The sequence below is a fragment of the Stenotrophomonas aracearum genome, assembly GCF_031834615.1.
In the GTDB taxonomy this organism is placed as follows: domain Bacteria; phylum Pseudomonadota; class Gammaproteobacteria; order Xanthomonadales; family Xanthomonadaceae; genus Stenotrophomonas; species Stenotrophomonas aracearum.
The window spans coordinates 4,311,179-4,328,236 of the sequence record NZ_CP115543.1; the positions used below are offsets into that span (position 1 = coordinate 4,311,179).

A 17,058-nucleotide genomic window follows, 5' to 3' on the forward strand; every position below is an offset into this window, starting at 1 on the left:
GTCTCATCCGCTGCGCCGGCCCACACCCCGCTGCCCTGCCTGCGCTCAGAAGCCTTCCAGCACCAGCTTGCCGACCGCGCGGTGGGTTTCGATCAACGCGTGCGCGCGGCGCAGGTTGGCCGCATCGATGCGCCCGTAGTTCTCGCCCAGGGTGGTGCGCAGCACGCCGTCGTCAACGAGGCCGGCGACCCGGTTGAGCAGGTCGTGCTGGCGCTGCAGGTCCGGGGTGCCGAAGCTTGAGCGGGTGAACATCGATTCCCAGTGCAGCGACAGGCTCTTGCGCTTGAGCGCCATCACGTCGAGCTGGCCGGGGTCGTCGATCAGGGCCAGCTGGCCCTGCGGTGCCAGCGCGCTGACGATCTGCGCATAGTGCTGGTCGGTGTGGGTCAGGCTGGCCACGTGGCTGACCTGCTCGATCCCGATACGGGCCAGGCCCTCGCCCAGCGGCTGGCTGTGGTCGATCACATGGTGCGCGCCCAGCGCGTACACCCAATCCTGGCTGTCCGGGCGCGAGGCGGTGCCGATCACGGTCAACCGGGTCAGCTGGCGCGCGAGCTGCACCAGGATCGAACCCACCCCGCCGGCCGCGCCGATCACCAGCAGGGTCTGGCCTTCGCCGCCGCCTTCGGCAATGCGCAGGCGGTCGAACAGCAGTTCCCAGGCGGTGATCGCGGTCAGCGGCAGTGCGGCGGCGGCGGCATCGTCCAGGCTGGCCGGCTTGCGGCCGACGATGCGCTCGTCGACCAGCTGGTACTCGGCATTGCTGCCGGGGCGGTTGATGTCGCCGGCGTAGTACACCGCATCGCCCGGCTGGAACAGGGTCACTTCGCTGCCGACCGCGTCGACGATGCCGACCGCGTCCCAGCCCAGCACGCGCGGCTCGGACACGGCCGCGCCCTTGCGCACCTTGGTGTCGACCGGGTTGACCGAGATCGCCCGCACCTGCACGCGCAGGTCGCGCGGACCGGGGCTGGGCACGGGCAGGTCGATGTCGACCAGGGCGGCCGGGTCGGTGATGGGCAGGCCGTGCTGGGTATAGGCGATGGCTTTCATGGGGGAGTCCTTGGGTGAGGCGCTCAGGGTGGCGCGCCCGGGCACCGTCGGAAAGGCGCAGAATGCAGCAGCACTTTCACTGCTGGAATGAAATGGTCCGTTTCGAGGATCTGCACCTGTTCGCCCGCACCGCCGCGCTGGGCAGCTTCTCCAACGCCGCGCGCGAAGCCGACCTGCTGCCCGGCCAGGTGGCCGCCGCCATCGCCCGGCTGGAGCGCGAACTGGACCTGCGCCTGTTCGTGCGCTCCACCCGCAGCCTGCGCCTGACCGCCGAAGGCGTGCTGTACCTGCCTTACGCCCAGGACATGCTGGCCACCCTGCACGAGGGCCAGGCCCGGGTCCGCGGCGACGAGGCCGAGCTGCAGGGCGTGCTGCAGGTGGCGGCGCCGTCGGACCTGGGCCGCAACGTGCTGCTGCCGTGGCTGACCGAGTTCCGCGCCGCGCATCCCAAGCTGCAGCTGCGCCTGCTGCTCTCCGACCAGGTGGCCGACGTGTTCCGCGACCCGGTGGATATCGCCTTCCGGCTGGGTCGCTTCGATACCGCCAGCTACGTGGCGCTGCCGCTGCTGCCGGGTAACCGGAGGGTGCTGGTGGCCTCGCCCGGTTACCTGGCACGTCATGGCACTCCGACCGATCTGGACGCCTTGAAGGACCACCAGTGCCTGGTCTATCAGCTCGCCGGACGACCGTACGACCGCTGGAGCTTCGAGCAGGACGGGCGGCGCGTGGTGGTGCCCGTGCGCGGCCCGCTGGTGTGCGACGACGCCGACGTGGTGCGGCGCTGGGCGGTGGCCGGCGAAGGGATCGTGTTCAAGTCGTGGCTGGATGTGTGCGACGACGTGCGTGCCGGGCGCCTGCAGGTGCTGCTGGGGGGCACAGGCGACAGCCTGCCGCTGAACCTGGTGTGCCCGCACCGCAAGCAGTTTTCGCCGGCAATCCGCCAGCTGCATGCGTTGTGCGTGCAGCGCCTGGCGCCGATGCTGGCGGATCTGCCCGGGCACGCCACGTAGCGCTGTCCCGGCAGCGCCGGGTAGCCGACAATGGCGCCCCCCCGTTGTCGAGTCGCCGCCATGCCGTGGATGGGCATCCAGGACCTGTGGACCTTCGTCGTTGCCGTGCTGGTGTTCCTGGCACTGCCCGGTCCGGGCACCTTCACCCTGCTCACCGCCACCGGCCGCGGTGGCGTGCGCGGTGGCTACACCGCGCTGTTCGGGCTGCTGCTGGGCGACCAGATCCTGATGTGGCTGGCGGTAGCCGGCGTGGCCGCCCTGCTCCGCGCCAATCCGCTGGTGTTCCACGCCGTGCAGTATCTGGGCGCGGCCTACCTGGTGTGGGTGGGCATCGGCCTGCTGCGCCCGGCCCGCGACGGCGCTGAAGACGGCGACGGCGGTGGCATCCGCCTGCAGCCGGGCCGTTACTTCCGCCAGGCGATCCTGATCAGCCTGCTCAATCCGAAGGCGATCATCTTCTACATGGCCTTCCTGCCGTTGTTCATCGACCCGGCCCGGCACCAGGGCGTGCTGACCTTCGCGACCATGGCGGTGCTGATCTTCGTGCTGAGCCTGGCGTACTGCTCGCTGTTGATCGGGGTGGGCAACCTGCTCCGGCGCAGGATCATCCAGCACCCGCGTGTCGGGGTGGTGCTGAAGCGCGTGGCAGGGGTGTTCCTGATCGGGTTCGGAGTGCGGCTGGGCCTGAACGGCTGACCAGCGCGACGTGGTTGGGCGCGACACGCGTGCGGCGCGGCAGGCCCGATGGATCGCAAGCGGCCCGTTCGGTTGTGCCGGATTCGTCAAGCCCGGTCATTTGAAATGATCGTCAAGCGATTCACGACGCCCGGCAGTAGTAATGCTGCGCCGCGTTCGGTCACACTCGGGAAATTGTCGATACCAGTCACCCTGTGAGGTTCCATGTCATCGCTGCTACGGCGCAAGTCGCTCGATTCCGTCACCGTCCATGAAGCCGGCAGGAGCCTGGTCCGCACCCTGAGCTGGCCGCACCTGATCGCCATGGGCATCGGCGCCATCGTCGGCACCGGCATCTACACCCTGATCGGCGTGGGCGCCAACCTGGCCGGCCCGGCGGTGCTGATCTCCTTCGCCATCGCCGGTGCGGTCTGCGCCTGCGCCGCGCTGTCCTATGCCGAGCTCTCCACGATGATGCCGGCGGCCGGCAGCGCCTACACCTACAGCTACACCGCACTCGGCGAGATCTTCGCGTGGGTGGTGGGGTGGAGCCTGATCCTGGAGTACTCGCTGGTGGTGAGTACCGTGGCGGTCGGGTGGTCCGGCTACTTCGTCGGCTTCCTGGAATGGGTGCATACCCAGATGGGCATCGACATCCGCCTGCCGGCGGCGCTGTCGGCCGGTCCGCACGTGGACGGCGGCCTGTTCAACCTTCCGGCGGTGATCATCACTTGGATCGTGGCCGGCGGCCTGATGCTGGGCACCAAGGAAAGCGCCACCCTCAACGCCATCCTGGTGGTGCTGAAGCTGATCGCGCTCGCCGTGTTCGTGGCCGTGGCGTTGCCCGCGTTCGATCCGGCCAACCTGCAGCCGTTCATGCCGTATGGCTTCGCCAAGTCGATGGGCCCGGACGGCATCGAACGCGGCGTGATGGCGGCGGCAGCCATCATCTTCTTCGCCTTCTATGGCTTCGATGCGATCTCCACTGCAGCCGAGGAAACCAAGAACCCGGGCCGCGACCTGTCGATCGGCATCATCGGTTCGATGGTTGGCTGCACCATCGTCTACATGCTGGTGGCGCTGGGCGCGATCGGCGCGATGAGCTACGCCGTGTTCGGCAGCAGCGCCGAGCCGCTGGCGCTGATCATGCGCCAGCTGGGCCACCCGACCGCCGCGCTGGTGATCGGCATCGTCGCCATCGTCGCGCTGCCCACCGTGCTGCTCGCTTTCCTGTTCGGCCAGAGCCGCGTGTTCTTCGTCATGGGCCGCGACGGCCTGCTGCCGCGTGGCCTGTCGGCCGTGAACAAGCGCACCGGCACCCCGGTGGCGACCACGCTGTTCAGTGCCCTGCTGGTCTCGGCCCTGGCAGGCGTGGCGCGCCTGGATGAAATCGCCGCGCTGGCCAACGCCGGTACCCTGGCCGCGTTCACTGCGGTGGGCATCTGCCTGGTGGTGATGCGCCGCCGCGCACCGGACGCCAAGCGCAGCTTCCGCACCCCGCTGGCCTGGATCGTCGGGCCGGCCGCTGCGCTGGGCTGCATCTACCTGTTCATCAGCCTGCCGCACAGCACCCAGAAGTACTTCCTGATCTGGAACGCGATCGGCCTGGCGGTGTACTTCCTGTACAGCCGCCGGAATGCGTTGATCGGTCGTAAACATCAACCGTAGTGCCGGCCGCTGGCCGGCTCTTCGGGATGATCGGGTCATGCATGGAGCCGGCCAGCGGCCGGCTCTACGGCGCCGCGTGCCGCTGCGCCTGTTGCATCACCCGCAGCAGGTTGCCGCCCCAGATGTCGGCGATCTGCTTCTCGCTGTAGCCCTTGCGCAACAACCACGCGGTGAACTTCGGGAGCGCGCTCACGTCCTGCAGGTCGGCCAGGCCGCCGCCGCCATCCCAGTCCAGCCCGATGCCGACGTGCTCGGGTCCGACCACGCCCAGGATGTGCTCGAAGTGGGCGAAGAAGTCGTCCAGGGTGGCCTTGCGTAGCGGCAGCTGCTGGTCCAGATCGGCCAGGCCCTGCTTCAACGCCACGCCCTGGGCCATGCTCAGGTCGTCGTACCCGGCTCCGATCTTCTTCATCAGCGCCTCTTCGGCCTGCTTGCGCGCATCGCTCTTGCCGGTGTCGATCAGGTAGCCGCCATAGGCGTTGACCTGGATCACGCCACCCGCCTTGGCCAGCTGCTTCAGGCGTGCATCGTCCAGGTTGCGCGGGTGGTTGTAGATCGCCTTGGCCGAGCTGTGCGACAGCACGAACGGCACCGGCATGCGCTGGATCAGATCGTCGAAGACCGCGTCTGACGCATGCGACTGGTCGATGACGATGCCAAGCCGTACCGCCTCGTCCACCAGCGCCTTGCCGGCCGGGCTCAGCCCCTTCCATTCGGCACCCTTTGCGTCGGTGGCCGAATCGGCGAACTCGTTATTGGCGAAGTGCACGGTGCTGAGCAGGCGCAGTCCGGCCGCGTGATAGAAGCTCAGCAGCGAAGGATCGTCGACCAGCGGACTGGCGTTTTCCATGCTGATGTAGACCACGCGCTTGCCTTCGCGCTTGATCCGCGCGGCGTCGGCCGGTGTCAGTGCCAGCGCGAAGGTGTCCGGGTGCGCGGCCAGCATTTCGCGGATTTCCATCAGCCGCAGCAGGCCGGCGTCGCGGTCGTGCCGGTGCGCGGCCGGGCTGCGGTCGCCCTGGTCGGTGTAGATGGCGAAGAAGCCACCATCCAGCGCACCTTCCTGCATGCGCGGAAGGTCCACCTGCGAAAGGGCGTTGTGGTCATGCCGCTGCGCGATGTCGAAGCCTTCGCGATGGAAGTTGGCCGGCGTGTCCAGGTGGCTGTCGAGGGTGAGCAGCTTCTTCTGCAGCGTTGCAGCGCGCGCCAGCTCCTGCGCGCTGAACTCGATGGCCTGGGCGGACAGCGGCGCGGTGAGCGCCAGGGACACCAGCAACGACAGAACACGCACGGTCATGACGCCTCACCAAGGATGGGAAACGTCAGACCATATCAAAGCGTACCGACCAACGGTCGGTACGCGCCCATCAATCCACAACGCGGCAGAAGACTGCCTTGAGGTAGCGCGACTCCTGCACGTGCGCCATGAACGGATGGTCAGGGCCGGCGCCGGCCACCTTCAGGATCTGGATGGTGCGGCCGGAGTAGAACGCCGCGCGGCGCAGCATGTCCAGGAACTCCTCTTCGGACACCAGGCCCGTGCACGAGAACGTGGCGAACAGGCCGCCCGGCTTGACCACGCCCAGCGCCAGCTTGTTCATGTCCAGGTACTTCTTCAGCGCGGTGATCACCTGGTCGCGGTCGCGGGTCATCTTGGCCGGGTCCAGGATCACCACATCAAACTGCTCGCCGCGGTTGGCCGCGTCGCGCAGCCACGGGAAGATGTCGGACTGCACGAAGCGCGGGCGCACGTTGTTCAGGCGCCCATTGGCCTTGGCGATGGCGATCACGTCTTCGTCGATGTCGATGCCCAGCACGTCCGAGGCACCGCGCGCGGCGGCATACACCGCAAAGCCACCGGTGTTGCAGCACAGGTCCAGCACCGACTTGCCTTCCACTTCCTGGCTCAGCCACTGGCGGTTCTCGCGCTGGTCCGCGAAGAAACCGGTCTTGTGCGCACCGGCGGGGTCGGCGCGGAACTTCACGCCGTACTCGGTGATCACCGAAGCTTCGGTGGTGGTGTTGCCGTGGAAGTCGAAGCTTTCCTGCTTCTGCACGTGTTCGTCGGCGAAGCTGTGGAAGCGGCAGCCCGGGAACTGCTCGCGCAGGGCTTCATAGACCCACTCACGGTGGCGGAACATGCCGGCGGCGAAGAACTCCACCACCACCAGGTCGCCATAGCGGTCCACCACCAGGCCGGACAGGCCGTCGCCCTCGCTGTGGACCACGCGCCAGGCGTCGGACACCGTGTCCAGCTTCAGGACATCACGGCGCAATGACACCGCCTGCGCGATCTTCCGCGAGAACCAGCCGGCATCGACGGGGACCCGCTGGTCGGTTTCCAGGATTCGCACCGCAATGCGCGAGTGGCCGTTGTAGAAACCGCGGCCGATCCACTCCCCGTCCACGCCGACCACGTCGACGATGGCACCGGGCTTGGGCCGGACAGCGGGCTTTTCGACCAGTTTCTGGAAGATCCAAGGGTGGCTGGAGCGCCAGGCGTTCTTGAGGCGGACTACGGGGGCAGGGGTATTCATATGTCCATTGTATCCGGGCCGGCGGTTGTCCGATTTGACGCAGGGGCGGCATGCCCCCAGAATCGACCGCAGAAGGGGAGTAGCTCCCAGACGTTGTCGCCGTCAATTCGAGCCCGCAGGCTCCGGTGCAACGGCAGTTCCCACCGCTGGGGACTGCGAGCGAGACCTTCGCCGCATGGCGAAGCTCTGTCCCTGGATCCCCCCTGGTGTTCCGTTGCAGGTCCTCGCCGTCCGGCTTGAGGCATTTCATTCATTCAACGGACAAGACGATGCAGACGATCGGTAATGTGTGGTTATGGGGTGGCTTCGGCGCGGTGGTGATCATCGCGCTGCTGATCGACCTGGTATTGATGCGCCATGGCGGCCCGCACAAGGTGACCTTCAAGGAAGCCCTGTGGTGGTCGGTGGGCTGGGTCGTGCTGGCTTTGGCTTTCAACGGTGGCCTCTGGTACTACCTGAACGAGACCGCCGGGCAGGTCGTGGCCAACAAGGTCGGCCTGGAGTTCCTGACCGGTTACCTGGTCGAGAAGGCCCTGGCGGTGGACAACATCTTCGTGTTCCTGATGATCATGGGCTACTTCGCGGTGCCTGAGGAACAGCGTCAAAAGGTGTTGATCATCGGTATTCTTGGCGCCATCGTGCTTCGAACGATCATGATCTTCGCCGGTAGCGTGCTGCTCACCAAGTTCCATTGGCTGCTGTACGTGTTCGGCGCGTTCCTGCTCTTTACCGGCTGGAAGATGTGGTTCTCGGCCGGCCAGGAGCCGGACCTGGAGACCAACCCTGCCCTGCGCTGGATGAGAAAGCACCTGCGCCTGCTGCCGGACTATGCCGGCAATGCCCTGAGCGTGATGCGCGACGGCAAGCGCTGGTACACCCCGCTGTTCGTGGTGCTGATCCTGATCGCGGTGACCGACGTGATCTTTGCCGTGGACAGCATCCCGGCGATCTTCGCGATCACCACCGACCCGTTCATCGTGCTCACCTCCAACGTGTTCGCGGTGCTGGGCCTGCGTGCCATGTTCTTCCTGCTGGCCGGCATGGCCGATCGCTTCCACCTGCTGCCGTACGGCCTGGCCCTGGTGCTGGCGTTCATCGGCATCAAGATGATGCTGATCGACATCTTCAAGATCCCGACCCCGATCTCGCTGGGCGTGGTGGCGGTGATCATCGCCGCCACCGTGGTGCTGAGTCTGAAGAACCCGCCGAAGACCGGCGACGCGTGACCCCTGCGTGCCGCCGGCGGGATTGTCCCGCCGGCGGTACCACTCTCTCCCGCTGCGTTGCCCTTGTGTTCAGCCTGGGGCGGCGCAATCCATGACGGTATGAACGCCAACCTGCCCCTGCCCGCCGGCGAGCCGCCGGTCTCCCCCCGCACCGACCGCGGTCGCGTGATGCGGGCGTTCAACCTGAGCCTGGCCTTCGTGCTGGTGCTGGTGGCGGTGTATACCGCGCAGGGCCACTTCGACTGGCGGCCATGGGCCGTGGCGCCACTGGAATCGGCTGGGCTGCTGGGCATCCTGGGCGCACCGCTGCTGCATGGCTCGGTCCAGCACCTGGCCGCCAATAGCTTTGCTCTATTGATCCTTGGCACTTTGGCAGGCAGCGTCTATCCAAAAGCCACCCTGCGCGCCTTCCCGCTGCTGTGGATCGGCTCGGGCCTGGGCGCCTGGTTGCTGGGCGACATCGGCAGCCGCCACCTGGGTGCCAGTGGCATCACCCACGGTTTGATGTTCCTGGTGTTCGTGCTCGGCCTGCTGCGCCGTGACCGCCCCGCCATCGCGGCCGGGCTGATCGCGTTCCTGTTCTACGGCAGCATGCTGATCACCATCCTCCCGCACGAGCCGGGCGTGTCCTGGCAGTCGCACATGGGCGGCGCCTTCGCCGGCATCATCAGCGCGCTGCTGTTCCGTCTGTCCGACCCGATGGCGCCGCGCAAGCTTTACAGCTGGGAGGAAGAGGAAGAAGAAGAGCTGGACGTGCAGCGCGACAGCGATCTGGAGCCGCCCTCCCCGCACCGCGTGCCGGTGCTGTGGCAGCCGCGCGAAGGGCGCGATTTCGTCGTGTTGCCATTCCGGCGGCCTGACGAGCGGTGATGGACCGCCTGGGACACGCATGGCGTGTCTCTACGCGGCTACCCGGTCCACGTGCAACACGTTTGATCCACGCGTAGCGACACGCCGCGCGTGTCCCTCGCATCACCGTGCCGCGTTCGCATCCCCATCCACCGCGCGCCGCCCCAACGCGGGGTCATCGGTGAAAAACGCATCGATCCCGGTCGCCAGATACGCGCGCATCTCCGCCACTGACCCCTCCGGATTCCGCGCATTCGCCTCGCCCTTGCGGAACTCGGCGGCCATGAACGAGTTTTCCGGCCGGAACGTATACGGCACCACCATCAACCCCGCCGCATGCGCGTCGCGCACCAGCGTGGTCGGCGTACCCAGGCGCCCACTGGCGTCCAGCGGAATCACCATGCGCAGGCTCGGCCCGATCCCATCGGCATACCCGGCAATCTGGTCCAGCCCGGCCGGAGTGATCATGTCGGCATAGCGTTGGCTGCCCTTGGCCGCCAGCACATCGCCCGGCTGCTGCTTGGGATCGCCCAGCAGCTGCAGCAGGCGGATGTTGCTGTCCTTGCCCAGCGTGCTCCGCAGGTAGCGCAGGTTGCTGACCTCGAAGGACTGGATGGTCACCGGCGCCACGCGCGTGTACGGGTTGGCCTGCAGGGTCTTCACCAGCAGGTCTTCCATCGGCAGGCCGATCCCCTTGAAGTAGGTGCCGTGCTTGATCTCCGGCACCAGCCCGATGCCGCGCCCGGCACGGCCGGCCTGCTGGACCAGGAAGGTGATGATCTCGTCCAGCGTGGCAATCCGGAACTGGCCGTCGAACGCGGTGCTGCGCACCTGCGGCAGGCGCTCGCGCACGTACAGCGTCTTCAGTTCGGCCAGGGTGAAGTCTTCGGTGAACCAGCCTTCCACCCGCTCGCCGTCGATGGTCTTGACGGTCTTGCGGTTCGCGAACTCGGGGTGGGCCGCCACGTCGGTGGTGCCGCTGATTTCGTTCTCGTGGCGGGACACCAGCACCCCGTCCTTCGTCATCACCAGGTCCGGCTCGATGTAGTCGGCGCCGTCGGCAATGGCCTGGGCGTAGGCGGCCAGGGTGTGTTCGGGCAGCAGCGCGCTTGCCCCGCGGTGGCCATAGACCGCCGCCTTGCGCGACACCGGGGTGGAGGATTCAGCGCTCATGGCCACCGATGGTGCCACGGCCAGCGACAACAGCAACGCACAACCCCACAACGACTTCGACACTGCAACACCCCTGTTGGTACCGCCCCGCCAGTGCGGCAAGGGCCGGAAAAGACGTGCGGCATTGTGCCGAGGCGGTGTTACAGCCGCAAGAAACGGTGATGCAGGACACGCATGGCGTGTCGCTACTTGCCTATGCAGAAGCTGGAGAAGATGCGGCCCAGCAGATCGTCGGCGCTCATGCGGCCGGTGATCTCGCCCAGTGCTTCGTGTGCCAGCCGCAGTTCCTCGGCGGCCAGCTCCAGGTGCTCGTGCACCAGCTCGCTTTCGGCGCGTTCGGCGTGGCCGATGGCCAAGGTGATGGCTTCCACGTGGCGCGCGCGGGCGGAGAACTCGCCTTCGACGCTGTCGCCGGCGCTGCCGCTGGCCAGTTCGCGCAGGCGGTTGTGCAGGCGCTCCAGCCCTTGGCCGGTGGCAGCCGAGACGTGCACGACGTTGGCGTCGATGTCGGCTGGCAGCGCTTCCAAAAGGTCGCTCTTGTTGTGGATCCACAGCTGCAGCGGGACCTCGGCGATGGCGTCGGCCACGGCTGCGTGGCCGGCCTGCGGGTCGCGGGCGTCGACCACGATGATGGCCAGGTCGGTGCGCTGCATCTCGGCGCGGGCGCGGCGCATGCCTTCGCGCTCGATGGCGTCGCCGCCTTCGCGCAGGCCGGCGGTGTCGACCAGGGTCAGCTCGAGGCCATCGATGCGGATGGTTTCGCGCAGGGTGTCGCGGGTGGTGCCGGCGATGTCGGTGACGATGGCGCGTTCGCTGCCGGCCAGGGCGTTGAGCAGCGAGCTCTTGCCCGCATTCGGCGGTCCTACCAGGACCGCGTGCAGGCCATCGCGCAGGCGGCGGCCGCGCTCGGCGTCGTCTCGCAGGGTGACAAGTGCGCGCAGCACATCGCCCAGGCCTTGGCGCACCTGGTCGCCGCCCAGGGTATCCAGCGGTTCGTCGGCGAAGTCGATGGCCGCTTCCACATGGATGCGCAGGCGCACCAGCTGCTCACCAGCGTCTTCGACCCGGCGTGAGAACACGCCGTCCAGCGAACGACGCGCGGCACGCGCGGCGCGGGTGTCGCTGGCGGCGATCAGGTCGGCGATGGCTTCGGCCTGGGCCAGGTCGAGCTTGCCGTTGAGGAAGGCCCGTTCGCTGAACTCGCCGGGCCGCGCCTGCCGCGCGCCGAGCGCGATGCAACGCGCCACCAGCTGCTGCAGCACGACCGGGCTGCCGTGGCCCTGCAGTTCCACCACGTCTTCGCCGGTGAAGCTGCGCGGATTCGGGAAATACAGGGCGATGCCGTCATCGAGGACCTCGCCGGCCGCATCGCGGAAGCGGGCGTAGTGCGCGTGGCGCGGCTGCAGGTTCGGGCAGCCCAGGTCCACGGCGATGCGCAGCGCCTGCGGACCGGACACGCGCAGCATGCCCACCCCACCGGCGCCGGGCGCGGTAGCGATGGCAACGATGGTCTCGGTGGTCGCGTTCATGGCTCAGAGCTTCTCCAGCTGGGCGCGGGCCTGCGCGGCGCCACTGCCTTGCGGCTGCAGTGCCAGGTAGGTGGTGTAGGCCTGCTTCGCCTTGGCCTTGTCGCCCGCGTTGAAGTACGCGTCGCCCAGGTTGAGGTGGGCCACGGCGCGTGACGGGTCGATCTTCAGTGTGTTTTCCAGCCAACGCGCGGCTTCAGCGTAGCGCTGCTGACGGTAGTAGACGAAGCCGAGGTTGTTGGCGGCCTGGGCGAAGTCCGGACGCAGTTTCAGTGCCTCGGTGAACTGGGCCACGGCTTCGTCGTAGCGCTTTTCCCGGTACAGCTGCAGGCCGCGGTCGTTGGCCTGCTGTGCGCGCTGGCGGTCGGAGGTCGGCACGGCGGCCGGCACCACCAGCGTGCTCCTGCCACCCTGCAGGTCGGCCACGGTGACCGGCGCCTTGTCGGGTGCGGCGTCCTTGGCCGCATCCACCTTGTTGTTGAGCGCGATGGCGTCCGCGGTCAGCTGGCTGGTATCGGCGTTGAGGTATTCCTGGCTGTCGGGCACCTGGAACACGAACTCGCCGCCCTGCGAGCCGGGCAGGCTGCCGAACGCGGGGGTCTGGCGGGAGACCGCCGACACTGCCGGCGCCACATAGGCGGCCAGCTCGGTGCCGGTGATCAGGCCGTCGCCGTTGAGGTCGCCCTTGCCGGCCAGCGCCTGCAGCAGCACCCAGGTGAACACCGAGTGGCCATTCGGGCCGCTGTCGGCCACCTGCTGGTCGCTGCCGCCGGCGGTGAGCATCTGGCGGGCGCTGCGGCGCGCGTTTTCGCGCAGGAACGCCGACGAGGCCGGCCCACCGCGGGTCAGGCCCAGGCCGCTGTAGCAGGCATCCATCACGAACATCACGTGCTTGGCCTGCATGCTTTCGGCGATGTTCTGGATGTCGGTCATGGCGATCGCGTCGGTGGCGAAGGCATTGGGATCCGAATCGACCGGGATGATGTAGCCCAGGTCGCGCCCCGACGCCAGGCGCTGGGTGGCGCCATGGCCGGCGAAGAACACGAACACGCGGTCGTTGCGGCCGGTACGGTCATCGGCCAGGCGGTCGTGGAAGGCGGCCAGGATGTTGTTGCGGGTGGCCTGCTGATCCTTGAGCACGATCACCTGCGAGGACGGGAAGCCGAACTGCCCGGTCAGCGTGTCGGCGATGGCCTGCGCGTCGTGGCTGGCGTACTCCAGCTTCGGCCATTTGGCGTACTGGTCGATGCCGATCACGATCGCCCACGACTTCTCGTAGCCGGTGGTGACCGTGGCCTCGCTGGCGGCGGCATTGCGCGCGCGGCTGACGGTGAATTCGCGGCCGTTCCAGCCGGCGAACTGGTAACCCTCGGCGATCAGCCGGTCCAGGATCTGCGGCAGCGCCTTCACCGCACGGTCGTGGATGTCGTGGAACAGGATGATCCCGCGCTGTTCCTTCTGCACCTGGCCCAGCACGCGCTGCACGATCGACTCGGGCACCGGGTCGGCCCAGTCCATCGAGTCGATGTTCCACATGATCGACTTCAGGCCTGCCTCGTTGAGCAGCTGCAGGCCTTCGGCATTGCGCGCGCCATAGGGGAAGCGGAACAGCGGTGCGCGGCGCGTGTCCACGTCCTTGAGCAGGGTGTCGGTGGCCAGCACCTGCTCGCGCAGCGCGTCGCCGGTGGTACGCGAGAGCTGGGCGTGGGTGAGGCTGTGGTTGCCCACGGCATAGCCCTGCTCCATAAGGTTGCGGCTGATGCTGGCCATCGGACCCAGCTTGATGCTGCCATCGGCGTGCACCTCGCCGAGGTTGCGGCCGACTTCAAAGAACACGCCGGGCACGTCGTAGCGCTTGAGGATGGCGACTACGTCGTCGGTGTAGGCCTTGTGCGGACCGTCGTCGAAGGTGAGGACCACGGTCTTGGGCGGCAGGTCGCGGCCGAAGATTTCGCGCTCACTGTCCTTCATCGACATCGGGTAGGGCTCGATCACGCCGTAGTCGCGCAGGATCGCGTCGCGGCTGTACTGCTTGTGCAGGTGGGCGATGTAGTCGTCCCACTTCTCGCGCTTCAGTTCAATCGCACGGGTACGGTCGAAGCGGCTGAAGATGCGGGTGATTTCCTGGTTGTAGTTGCGCTCGATTTCATCGAGGGCGTCCAGGTCTTCGCCGATGCGCTGGTGCAACTTCACCGCCGGCAGCGAGGAATCGGCGCCGACGCGCTCGTGCAGGTCGCGCAGGACTTCGCGGAACGCCAGGCGGTCGGCGTCGAACAGCTCCGGGGCCGATTCGATGTAGTCCAGTACCGTGCCGAGGGTGGTGAAGCGCTGCGGGTTGGCGCTGCGCAGCAGCTGGTCGAACTGGGTGGCAATGACCGTGCGCTGCTCCAACCCGTCGTGGAACAGCTGCTGTCCGATGCGGCTGGAGGTCTCGCGATCGCGCGCGGACTGTTTCTCTTCGTCGGCGAGCAGCACGATGATGCGGCGGTGGCCGTCGAGCTGCTTCTGCAGGGCGGCCAACAGGGGTGCGGCGGCCGGATCGGCGGCAGCGGCCGCCTGCGCGCTGGGTTGCTGGGGCGTAGATGCGCCCGGCGCCGGGCTGTCCGTGTCGTTTCCGCAGGCGGCGATGGCCAGGGTCAGCAGTGCGGTGATGGAGAAGCGGAACAGCGACGGCGCGCGGGGCATGGGCAATCCATTGGGGGGTGCAGCGGGTGGCGTGCCCGCGATTGTATCGCCGGCAAAGAAAAACCCGCCGGGTGGCGGGTTCTTCCGATTATTTCTTGGCGGGTGCCGGCACCGGGTCGCTGCCGTGGCGCTTGGTCATCCACCACTGCTGCAGCAGGCCCAAGCCACCGTTGACCACCCAGTACAGGACCAGGCCGGACGGCATGAAGGCCATCATGACGCCGAAGATCAGCGGCATCATCTGCATCATCTTGGCCTGCATCGGGTCCATGCCCGGGGCGGGGGTCAGCTTCTGCGTGGCCCACATCACCGCGACGTTGATCACCGGCAGGATGAAGTACGGGTCGCGCGCGGTCAGGTCCTGGATCCAGCCGAACCACGGCGCCTGGCGCAGTTCCACCGACTCCACCAGCACCCAGTACAGCGCGAAGAAGATCGGCATCTGGATCAGGATCGGCAGGCAACCGCCCATCGGATTGATCTTTTCCTTCTTGTACAGCTCCATCATCGCGGTCTGGAACTTCTGGCGGTCATCGCCATAGCGTTCCTTGAGCTGCGCGATGCGCGGCTGGAAGCGACGCATCTTGGCGCCGCTCTTGTACTGCGTGGCCGAGAGCGGGTACAGCACCAGCTTCAGCAGCACCACCAGGCCCACGATGGCCCAGCCCCAGTTGTTGACGACCTTGTGGACCTGGTTCAACACCCAGAACAGGCCCTGGCCGATCACGGCCATGATCGAGAAGCGGCTGTAGTCGACCACGCGGTCGAGGCCCGGCACGTCTTCCTTGGCGATCTGGTTGACCAGCTTCGGACCCACCCACAGGCGCGCTTCGGTGCTGGCCGTGCTGCCCGGGGCCACGGTGAACGCCGGGCCGGTGGCCTGGATCTGGTCGCGACCGTCATGCTGGGACAGCTGGTAGTTCGCGGCCTGGTCCTTCTGCGGCACCCACGCGGTGAAGAAGTGGTGCTGCAGCATCGCCACCCAGCCACCGGTGACCTGCTGGTTCAGCGGGCCGTCTTCCAGGAAGTCCTTGAACGCACGACGCTGGTACTTGCCGTCGTTGTCGAACCAGGTCGCGCCGTTGAAGCTGAACGAGTCCGGGTTGGTCATGCTGCGCGAGAGGATGGTCGGGGTACGGTCCAGGGTGCGGTACACGTAGCCGCTCCACGGGGTGGTACCGGCATTGACGACCTCATCCTTGACCTTCACCGCGTACTCGTTGCGGTTGACGGTGAAGGTACGGCGGATGGTCACGCCGTTCGGGCCGTTCCATACGAACGGGATCTGCAGCTCGTTCTGGCCCTTGGCCAGCACGAAGTCCTTTGCATCGCCGACCAGGGTGAAGCCGCTGGCTTCCGGCACCGGCATGCTCTTGTCCTGGCTGGTCCAGCCGGTCACCGCGCGGTACGGGTGGGCCGGGTCTTCGGTCAGCAGGCGGACCGGCGGGCTGCCTTCGGCCTTGGTCTGCGGGAACTGCAGCAGCTCGGCGTCGAGCACGTTGCCGCCATCGAGCACCAGGCGCAGCACGTCGGTGGTCACGGTCACGCGCGGAGCGCCGGCGGCGGCCGGCGCGGTGGCCTGCACGGCCGGGGCGTTGCCCGGGGCCTGCGGCACGTTGGCGCTGGGCACGGTGCCGGCAGCGCCCGGGACAGTGCCCTGGGTCTGGGCGGCCACCGGGGCGGTCGGGGCCGGCGCGGACTTGTCGCGCCCCCACTCCATCCACAACAGGATGGCCACCATCAGCCAGGCAACAATCAGGAAAACGCGGGTCTGGTTCATCAGCGTGCAGGCTCGACGGGGCTGGCACCAGGTGCCGGCTCGGACTGGGAAGGGGGTAGCGGCGGCATTGTGCCGTCCGCGCCAGGCATGGGCAATGCGCCCAGCCGGCGCAACAGGCGCTCGAAGGCCTGGCGGATCTCGGTATTGCTTGCGGTACGGGCCGCGCTGCGGGCTACCACGACGTAATCGCCGGCAGTCATCCACGGTCGCAGGTGGCGTGTGGCTTCGCGCAGCACACGCTTGATTCGGTTGCGACCCACGGCTCGGGGATCGACTTTGCGCGAAACGGCAAGACCCAGCCTGGCCGGCGTGTCGCTCTTCAGCCAGTGCAGGGTCATCAGCGGTTCGGACACACGGCGGGCGCCGTCGAAGACCGTTGTATATTCGGCACGCGTACGAACCCGCGCCGAGCGAGGGAATCGCTTGCGCGGGTCGGAACTGCTCACAGTCAGGATTGCGTCTGCCGCGGGAAGCGGCATCGCAATCAAGCGCTCAGGACTTTACGGCCCTTGGCGCGGCGACGCGACAGGATCTTGCGGCCGTCAGCGGTCTTCATACGGGCACGGAAGCCATGGTCGCGCTTACGCTTGAGGTTGCTGGGTTGGAAAGTGCGCTTGGTGGCCATGCGGGGCCTCTATGAAGGGGACGGAAAGAGCCGGAAAGTCTATAGGGCTACAGATGGCCACGTCAAGCCTGTGTCACTACGGGATTTCATCGGCCTGTGCAATAGCTGTGGATCATTTTGTGAATAACTTCGGGACAAGCATTCCCGGACCCGGGCGTCGGTGGTAGTCTGCGCCATCCATTCTTTCCCCTTCCGGCCTGCGCTGCTGCGGTTTTCCACGCGCATGCGCCGGCCCCAGACGATTATTGCCG

14 protein-coding genes are annotated in these 17,058 nt (G+C 67.4%); 5 read left to right on the plus strand and 9 right to left on the minus strand.

Annotation, left to right across the window (positions count from 1 at the left end; translation table 11 throughout):
- Positions 1-45 precede the first annotated feature (45 nt).
- Positions 46-1,053, minus strand: coding sequence for a zinc-binding alcohol dehydrogenase family protein (locus PDM28_RS19180; protein ID WP_311183280.1), 1,008 nt, complete (start codon positions 1,051-1,053; stop codon positions 46-48).
- Between the two features lie 92 nt (positions 1,054-1,145).
- On the opposite strand from PDM28_RS19180, the gene PDM28_RS19185 reads away from it, so the two are divergent.
- The 3 genes from PDM28_RS19185 (at position 1,146) to PDM28_RS19195 (ending at position 4,406) form a co-directional block, all read left to right on the plus strand.
- The gene (locus tag PDM28_RS19185) at positions 1,146-2,063 is read left to right on the plus strand and encodes a LysR family transcriptional regulator (RefSeq protein ID WP_311184736.1); all 918 of its coding nucleotides are present in this window, start codon (positions 1,146-1,148) and stop codon (positions 2,061-2,063) included.
- A gap of 60 nt (positions 2,064-2,123) precedes the next feature.
- Entirely contained in the window at positions 2,124-2,759 is a 636-nt protein-coding gene (leuE, locus tag PDM28_RS19190; protein WP_311183281.1) for a leucine efflux protein LeuE, read from the plus strand.
- A gap of 204 nt (positions 2,760-2,963) precedes the next feature.
- Complete coding sequence (locus PDM28_RS19195) at positions 2,964-4,406, plus strand: amino acid permease (protein WP_311183282.1); 1,443 nt, start codon at positions 2,964-2,966, stop codon at positions 4,404-4,406.
- A gap of 64 nt (positions 4,407-4,470) precedes the next feature.
- Here PDM28_RS19195 and PDM28_RS19200 read toward each other — a convergent pair whose 3' ends face one another.
- Together PDM28_RS19200 and PDM28_RS19205 are read right to left on the minus strand one after the other, a co-directional pair.
- Positions 4,471-5,703, minus strand: coding sequence for a dipeptidase (locus PDM28_RS19200; protein ID WP_311183283.1), 1,233 nt, complete (start codon positions 5,701-5,703; stop codon positions 4,471-4,473).
- A 70-nt stretch (positions 5,704-5,773) separates the two neighbouring features.
- The gene (locus PDM28_RS19205; protein WP_311183284.1) at positions 5,774-6,943 is read right to left on the minus strand and encodes a class I SAM-dependent rRNA methyltransferase; all 1,170 of its coding nucleotides are present in this window, start codon (positions 6,941-6,943) and stop codon (positions 5,774-5,776) included.
- A gap of 269 nt (positions 6,944-7,212) precedes the next feature.
- Here PDM28_RS19205 and PDM28_RS19210 point away from each other — a divergent pair, with 269 nt between their 5' ends.
- Together PDM28_RS19210 and PDM28_RS19215 are read left to right on the plus strand one after the other, a co-directional pair.
- Complete coding sequence (locus PDM28_RS19210) at positions 7,213-8,169, plus strand: TerC family protein (protein ID WP_102947127.1); 957 nt, start codon at positions 7,213-7,215, stop codon at positions 8,167-8,169.
- Positions 8,170-8,268: 99 nt separating this feature from the next.
- Positions 8,269-9,039 (plus strand): rhomboid family intramembrane serine protease, encoded by a 771-nt coding sequence (locus tag PDM28_RS19215; protein ID WP_311183285.1) that lies wholly within the window; start codon positions 8,269-8,271, stop codon positions 9,037-9,039.
- 102 nt (positions 9,040-9,141) lie between these two features.
- Here the strand turns inward: PDM28_RS19215 and PDM28_RS19220 are convergent, their stop codons facing one another.
- The 6 genes from PDM28_RS19220 to rpmH all read right to left on the minus strand — a co-directional run bounded on the left by PDM28_RS19220 (position 9,142) and on the right by rpmH (position 16,807).
- Positions 9,142-10,191, minus strand: a complete 1,050-nt coding sequence (locus PDM28_RS19220) for a glycerophosphodiester phosphodiesterase (protein ID WP_311183286.1) — start codon at positions 10,189-10,191, stop codon at positions 9,142-9,144.
- Positions 10,192-10,376: 185 nt separating this feature from the next.
- Positions 10,377-11,720 (minus strand): tRNA uridine-5-carboxymethylaminomethyl(34) synthesis GTPase MnmE, encoded by a 1,344-nt coding sequence (gene mnmE / locus PDM28_RS19225; RefSeq protein WP_311183287.1) that lies wholly within the window; start codon positions 11,718-11,720, stop codon positions 10,377-10,379.
- A gap of 3 nt (positions 11,721-11,723) precedes the next feature.
- The gene (locus tag PDM28_RS19230; protein ID WP_311183288.1) at positions 11,724-14,402 is read right to left on the minus strand and encodes a polysaccharide deacetylase family protein; all 2,679 of its coding nucleotides are present in this window, start codon (positions 14,400-14,402) and stop codon (positions 11,724-11,726) included.
- Between the two features lie 88 nt (positions 14,403-14,490).
- Positions 14,491-16,182 carry a membrane protein insertase YidC gene (yidC, locus tag PDM28_RS19235; RefSeq protein ID WP_311183289.1) on the minus strand — a complete coding sequence of 564 codons (1,692 nt, stop codon included), beginning with the start codon at positions 16,180-16,182 and terminating at the stop codon, positions 14,491-14,493.
- Positions 16,182-16,661: a ribonuclease P protein component gene (gene rnpA, locus PDM28_RS19240; RefSeq protein ID WP_102947109.1), complete on the minus strand. Its 480-nt coding sequence runs from the start codon at positions 16,659-16,661 to the stop codon at positions 16,182-16,184. The genes yidC and rnpA overlap by 1 nt, the downstream gene beginning before the upstream one ends.
- 5 nt (positions 16,662-16,666) lie before the next feature.
- Positions 16,667-16,807 carry a 50S ribosomal protein L34 gene (rpmH, locus tag PDM28_RS19245; RefSeq protein ID WP_006404565.1) on the minus strand — a complete coding sequence of 47 codons (141 nt, stop codon included), beginning with the start codon at positions 16,805-16,807 and terminating at the stop codon, positions 16,667-16,669.
- Positions 16,808-17,058: the final 251 nt, after the last annotated feature.

Coding starts and splice junctions, on each gene's coding strand:
- PDM28_RS19195 (WP_311183282.1), top strand. CDS start 2,964: ATGTCATCGCTGCTACGGCGCAAGTCGCTCGATTCCGTCACCGTCCAT.
- PDM28_RS19205 (WP_311183284.1), bottom strand. CDS start 6,943: ATGAATACCCCTGCCCCCGTAGTCCGCCTCAAGAACGCCTGGCGCTCC.
- yidC (WP_311183289.1), bottom strand. CDS start 16,182: ATGAACCAGACCCGCGTTTTCCTGATTGTTGCCTGGCTGATGGTGGCC.
- leuE (WP_311183281.1), top strand. CDS start 2,124: ATGCCGTGGATGGGCATCCAGGACCTGTGGACCTTCGTCGTTGCCGTG.
- PDM28_RS19180 (WP_311183280.1), bottom strand. CDS start 1,053: ATGAAAGCCATCGCCTATACCCAGCACGGCCTGCCCATCACCGACCCG.
- mnmE (WP_311183287.1), bottom strand. CDS start 11,720: ATGAACGCGACCACCGAGACCATCGTTGCCATCGCTACCGCGCCCGGC.
- PDM28_RS19215 (WP_311183285.1), top strand. CDS start 8,269: ATGAACGCCAACCTGCCCCTGCCCGCCGGCGAGCCGCCGGTCTCCCCC.
- rnpA (WP_102947109.1), bottom strand. CDS start 16,661: ATGCCGCTTCCCGCGGCAGACGCAATCCTGACTGTGAGCAGTTCCGAC.
- rpmH (WP_006404565.1), bottom strand. CDS start 16,807: ATGGCCACCAAGCGCACTTTCCAACCCAGCAACCTCAAGCGTAAGCGC.
- PDM28_RS19200 (WP_311183283.1), bottom strand. CDS start 5,703: ATGACCGTGCGTGTTCTGTCGTTGCTGGTGTCCCTGGCGCTCACCGCG.
- PDM28_RS19220 (WP_311183286.1), bottom strand. CDS start 10,191: ATGAGCGCTGAATCCTCCACCCCGGTGTCGCGCAAGGCGGCGGTCTAT.
- PDM28_RS19230 (WP_311183288.1), bottom strand. CDS start 14,402: ATGCCCCGCGCGCCGTCGCTGTTCCGCTTCTCCATCACCGCACTGCTG.
- PDM28_RS19185 (WP_311184736.1), top strand. CDS start 1,146: ATGGTCCGTTTCGAGGATCTGCACCTGTTCGCCCGCACCGCCGCGCTG.
- PDM28_RS19210 (WP_102947127.1), top strand. CDS start 7,213: ATGCAGACGATCGGTAATGTGTGGTTATGGGGTGGCTTCGGCGCGGTG.